The sequence below is a fragment of the Cryptosporangium minutisporangium genome (assembly GCF_039536245.1).
Taxonomy (GTDB): Bacteria; Actinomycetota; Actinomycetes; order Mycobacteriales; family Cryptosporangiaceae; genus Cryptosporangium; species Cryptosporangium minutisporangium.
On the sequence record NZ_BAAAYN010000128.1, the window covers coordinates 1 to 4,791 of the forward strand.

Here is a 4,791-nt window from a genome sequence, read left to right on the forward strand (position 1 = left end):
GATGCGGCCAAGGTCGACGCCGAATCGAGCGGCGTCCGTACCGCGCTCCGCGAGGCCCGGGACGCGCTGGCACCGCTCGGCGCACCGGCGGGCCTGGTCGAGGACGTCGCGGCCGGCTGGGCAGCGTTGGCCGCCTGGGCGGCATCCGCGGCGCAGCAGCGGGCGAGCGTGCTCGACGAGGCAGGACGAGAGGCCGCCGCGGCCGAGGAGCGCCTCACCGCGGCCGACCACGCGCTGACGGCGGCCGGGCAACGCCTGCTGGAGGCACGCCGGGCCCACACCGAGGCCGCCCGCGCCGAACAGCGCGTCGCCGCCGAACTCGCCGCCGCCGACCGCACCGCCGAAGCGCTCACCGCGCAGCTCGGCGACGCACCCGACGCCGCCGCGCTCGCCGCGACGCTGGCCGAGCTCGACGCGCTCGACCGGGCAGCGCAAGACGCCGACCAGCGGCTGCGGGCGGCCCGGAGCGCGCTGACCGCCGCCCAGCGGGCCGAGAAGACCGCGTACGAGCAGGTCGCGGGCACTGTCCGCGGCCTCACCGCGATCCGCGAGCCGCTGGTGCCGCTGGGCGCCCCGGCGATCCCGTCCGACGACCCGGTGGGCGGCTGGCGCGCGTTCGCCGAGTGGGCCGTCGCCGCCGCGGCGGCGCGAGCGACGCAGCTCACCGGCGCGGAGGAGGCCGTTCACGCAGCCGACCGGCGACTCGCCGACCGGGAGCGCGACCTCGCCGGGGTGCTCGCCGCGCTGGACGTTCCGGTGTCTCCGGGCCGGTCGCTGGCCGAGACAGCCCCGCCGGCGCTCGCCACCGCGCTCGCCGAGGCCCGTGCCGCCGAACGGCGGATCGTGGAGCGGCGGCGGGAGGCCGCTGAGCTGGTCGAACGGCGAGACGCGGCGGAGACCGCCCAGCAGGTGGCCCGCCAGCTCGGTCAGCTGCTCCGGTCCGACGCGTTCCCGCGCTGGCTGGTGGCCTCCGCGCTCGACCTGCTCGTCGCCGAGGCGTCCGCCACGTTGAGCGAGCTGTCCGGCGGTCAGTTCGCGCTCACCCACGAGGCCGGCGAGTTCGTCGTCGTGGACCACGCGGACGCCGACAGCAGGCGGCCGGTCAAGACGCTCTCCGGCGGCGAGACGTTCCAGGCCAGCCTGGCGCTGGCGCTCGCCTTGTCGGCCCACCTCTCGTCGATGGCCGCGTCCGGCGCCGCCCGGCTCGACTCGATCTTCCTCGACGAGGGCTTCGGCACGCTCGACGAGGCCACCCTCGAGGTGGTGGCCGCGACGTTGGAGAACTTGGCGGCCGGGGGAGACCGGATGGTCGGGCTGGTCACGCACGTCGCCGCGCTCGCCGAGCGGGTGCCGGTACGGTTCGAGGTCAGCCGCGACCAGCGCACCTCGGTGGTCACCAAGGTGCTGAACTAACAGCGGAGGGGGAGCACGTGCGGTTCAGCGTCGACGCCTGGGATCCGGGCTACGGCACCAGCACGGAGGACGACGCCGCCCGGACGCGGTCCACGGCACGGGTCGAGCTCGACGTGGAGCGTGATCCGGGCGATTGGAAGCCGATCGAGCCGAGTCCGGTCCGCGCGCCCTCCGCGGTGCTGTTCGTCGACGGTGTCCGCCGCATCGACGCCCAGCTCTGGGTGCACAACGGGCCGACGGCGTCGCTGGCGATTTGTGCCTCGTACGCCGCCGGTGTCGTCTGCTGTACGGACTCCGGTGCCACCGTCCCGACCGTCCAGGTGCGCCGGGGAGTGTTCACCGCGGCCGAGGAGGCGACGCCGGTGGCCACCGCGGCCGGCACCTACGCGCTGCACAAGGTGCGGCGGGACGACGCGGACGCGCTGAGCCTCGGCGTCCAGAACCAGCTCGCGGACGTGGAGGTCGAGGCGGCACGGCGGGCGCGCGACGGCCTCAGCCCGGCCGCGACCGGTGCCGACTTGCTGGTCGTCGACGGCCCACTGCGCGGCAGGCAGCACCTGCCGCGAGCCATCGGCTTCATCAAGACCCACCGGGCGGAGTACCTCCCGGCTCACCTCAACGGCGTGGTGGCGCGGCTGGAGGCGGCGCACCGGTCGCCGGTGTTCCGGATGGGCACCTCGTGGGACCGGTACGCCTGGTACATCCGGCTGCCCGGATCCGCCGGGGCGCCGTGGGCCGGCGTCGTCCGGGTGGAGTGCGCGGCGGACCTGACCGCCGCGGACGCCGTCGCGCTCGCGAACCTGAGTCAGGAGACGCTCTGCCGGTACGCGTCGGTGGAGTTCAAGGACTCGCGGGCACCGCAGAACCTCTACCCGATCGCCGGGCTGGAGCGTGCGCTCCGCCGTCGGCTGGGCGACCCCGGTCTGCTGTACCGCGCGCTCCGCGCGGCGGCCCGCTCCTGAATCCGGCGCGCACCGTCAGGATCAGGACGCCCGGGGCGCGGAGTACCGATACCGTTATCGTGAGCCAGTTTTGTCCCTCGACCTGAATGGACTCCTGTGCCGACGTTCCGCGTGACGCGCTACGTACTCTCCTACGGCGCGGTCAAGACCGCCGGTGAGCGGCCGTTTCCCTGGCACTCGATCATCCTCGTCTTCGACCCGGACGGACGTCCGCCGGTCTCCGACGCGGTGGTGCTGTTCACGCCCAGCAACAGCCTGGGCAACCTGAGCACGCCGAACCGGCTGACGGCCTATCTGCCGGTCGAGGACTTCGACACCTACCACCGAATCCTGCAGACCGAGAGCCCCGTCTTCGCGGAGTGGACGGAGGACAACGGGGGCCGGCTCACCAGCTTCTACCTGAAGACGCAGGAGGAGCCGGTCGGCGAAGGCCCGGTCGACCGCTCCGAGGCTCTCGGGTAGTTGCGCAGCGTCTGCATCGTCGGCGCGGGTGCGGTCGGCGGGGTCCTGGGAGCCCGCCTGGCCGCGTCCGGCGTCCGTACGTCCGCGCTGGCGCGCGGTGCCACCCTCCACGCGCTGCGCACCCACGGGTGGCGCCTCCGAGATGCGCGGTCCGGCGAGATCCTCACCGCGCCGGTCACCGCGAGCGACGACCCGACCGAGCTCGGCCAGGCGGACCTGGTGGTGCTCGCGGTCAAGGCAACCGCGCTGGCCGACGCCGTCCGCGCGCTGCCGCCCCTGCTCGCGCCGCACACCACGGTGCTCACCGCGATGAACGGGGTGCCCTGGTGGTTCTTCGCCGCGGGCGCCGGCATCCCCGCTGAGCTGCGTGGCCTCCGGTTGCGCGCGGTGGATCCGGACGGAGCGATCGCGGCGACCGTGCCCGCCGACCGCGTGCTGGGCGGCGTCGTCCACTACAGCGCGTCGGTGGTCGAGCCGGGTTACGCGGTCGCCAACGCCGGGCGCGAGCTGATCGTCGGTGAGCCGGACGGAAGTCGCTCGGAGCGGGCCATCGAGGTCACCGGTCTCCTCACCGCGGCCGGGTTCGCGGCGACGCTCTCCGAGCGGATCCAGGCGGACGTCTGGTACAAGCTCTGGGGCAACATGACGATGAACCCCGTCTCGGTGCTGACCGGTGCGACCAGTGACCTGATCCTCGACGATCCGCTGGTGCACGCGTTCTGCGTGGCGGTGATGCGGGAGGCCGCACAGGTCGGCGACCGGATCGGATGCCACATCGACGAGACGCCCGCCGACCGGATGGTCGTGACCCGCAAGCTCGGCGCGATGACGACGTCGATGCTGCAGGACGCCCGCTCGGGCCGCCCGATCGAGCTGGACGCGCTGGTAGGCGCCGTCCGCGAGATCGCGGCAGCCGTAGGCGTCCCGACCCCGTCCACCGACGCCCTCCACGGCCTGACCCGGCTCACCGCGCGCACCCGTGGTCTTCATCCCTAAATACGGACCTGGAGCCCGTCGAGGGCGTCGTTCTCGACGTGCCGTGCACTAATCCGGTACTGCCCACGCCGGGCGGCGGCTTTCGACGAGTGCGGCGATGCCCTCGCCGGCCTCGGCCGACGTGCAGAGCCGCGCCCACAGCTTCACCATGTCCGGCCCGTTCTCGGCCAGGTTCGCGCGGATCGGTCGGGTGAGCATCTCCTTGGTGGCCGCGAGCGCCCCCGGCGACCCAGCCAGCAGGCTCGCGACCGCGAAGTCCACCGCCGCGTCCAGCATCTCGTCGTCGACCACCTGGCTGACCAGGCCGATCTCCTCGGCGATCCCCGCGTCGATCGTCACCCCGGTCAGGTAGGCCCTGGCCGCCGCCCGCGGCGCGATCCGCGGCAACGTCGTGAGCGAGGCCAGCGCGGGTGCCAGGCCGATGCGGGTCTCGGTGAAGCCGTAGGTCGCGCTGCGCTCCGAGATCACCAGGTCGCTCGCGCCGACCAGGGCGAGCCCGGCCGCGACCGCCTCGCCGTGCACCCGGGTGACGATCGGCTTCGGCAGCTCGACCATCGTCCGCAGCAGCGTGAGCAGCGCGTCGGCGCAGGCCGTCGGATCGTGGTCACCGGGCTCGGTGAGTTCGGTGAAGTCGGCGCCGGCGCAGAACACCTCGCCTTCGGACACCAGCACGACCACCCGGACCTCCTCGTTCTGGGCCGCGGTGTGCATCGCGTCGATCAGACCGTTCACGACCGGTAGCGAGAGCGCGTTGCGGTTGGCCGGGGAGTCGAGCATGACGACGGCGACCGCGCCGTCCAGACGGGTCCGCACCAGGGGCCGGCCCGCGTCGGCAGGCGCCGACGCTCCCATGGTCGATTGCTCCATATCACCTACCCTTGCACATTTCGCTCGATCGGCACGCGAGCACCGGGCCGTACGGCGCCGGTGTCGCGTGCCCGCCCCCCGCGCTGCCCGC

The 4,791-nt window shown here is 73.8% G+C and carries 5 protein-coding genes; 4 read left to right on the forward strand and 1 reads right to left on the reverse strand.

Translation table 11 applies throughout. The features are described from left to right. The 4 genes from ABEB28_RS42635 to ABEB28_RS42650 all read left to right on the forward strand — a co-directional run. Window positions 1–1,413, forward strand: a 1,413-nt coding sequence (locus tag ABEB28_RS42635) for an SbcC/MukB-like Walker B domain-containing protein (RefSeq protein WP_345734016.1), incomplete at its 5' end; no start/stop codon positions are given. Between the two features lie 17 nt (window positions 1,414–1,430). Further along, window positions 1,431–2,375 carry a hypothetical protein gene (locus tag ABEB28_RS42640; protein ID WP_345734017.1) on the forward strand — a complete coding sequence of 315 codons (945 nt, stop codon included), beginning with the start codon at window positions 1,431–1,433 and terminating at the stop codon, window positions 2,373–2,375. A gap of 111 nt (window positions 2,376–2,486) precedes the next feature. Continuing rightward, entirely contained in the window at window positions 2,487–2,837 is a 351-nt protein-coding gene (locus tag ABEB28_RS42645; RefSeq protein ID WP_345734018.1) for a hypothetical protein, read from the forward strand. After that, on the forward strand, window positions 2,838–3,833 hold the full coding sequence (locus tag ABEB28_RS42650) for a 2-dehydropantoate 2-reductase (RefSeq protein WP_345734019.1): 996 nt from the start codon (window positions 2,838–2,840) through the stop codon (window positions 3,831–3,833). A gap of 48 nt (window positions 3,834–3,881) precedes the next feature. Here the strand turns inward: ABEB28_RS42650 and ABEB28_RS42655 are convergent, their stop codons facing one another. Continuing rightward, window positions 3,882–4,700, reverse strand: coding sequence for an enoyl-CoA hydratase-related protein (locus ABEB28_RS42655; protein WP_345734020.1), 819 nt, complete (start codon window positions 4,698–4,700; stop codon window positions 3,882–3,884). Between the last annotated feature and the right edge of the window lie 91 nt (window positions 4,701–4,791).

Coding starts and splice junctions, on each gene's coding strand:
- ABEB28_RS42655 (WP_345734020.1), bottom strand. CDS start 4,700: ATGGAGCAATCGACCATGGGAGCGTCGGCGCCTGCCGACGCGGGCCGG.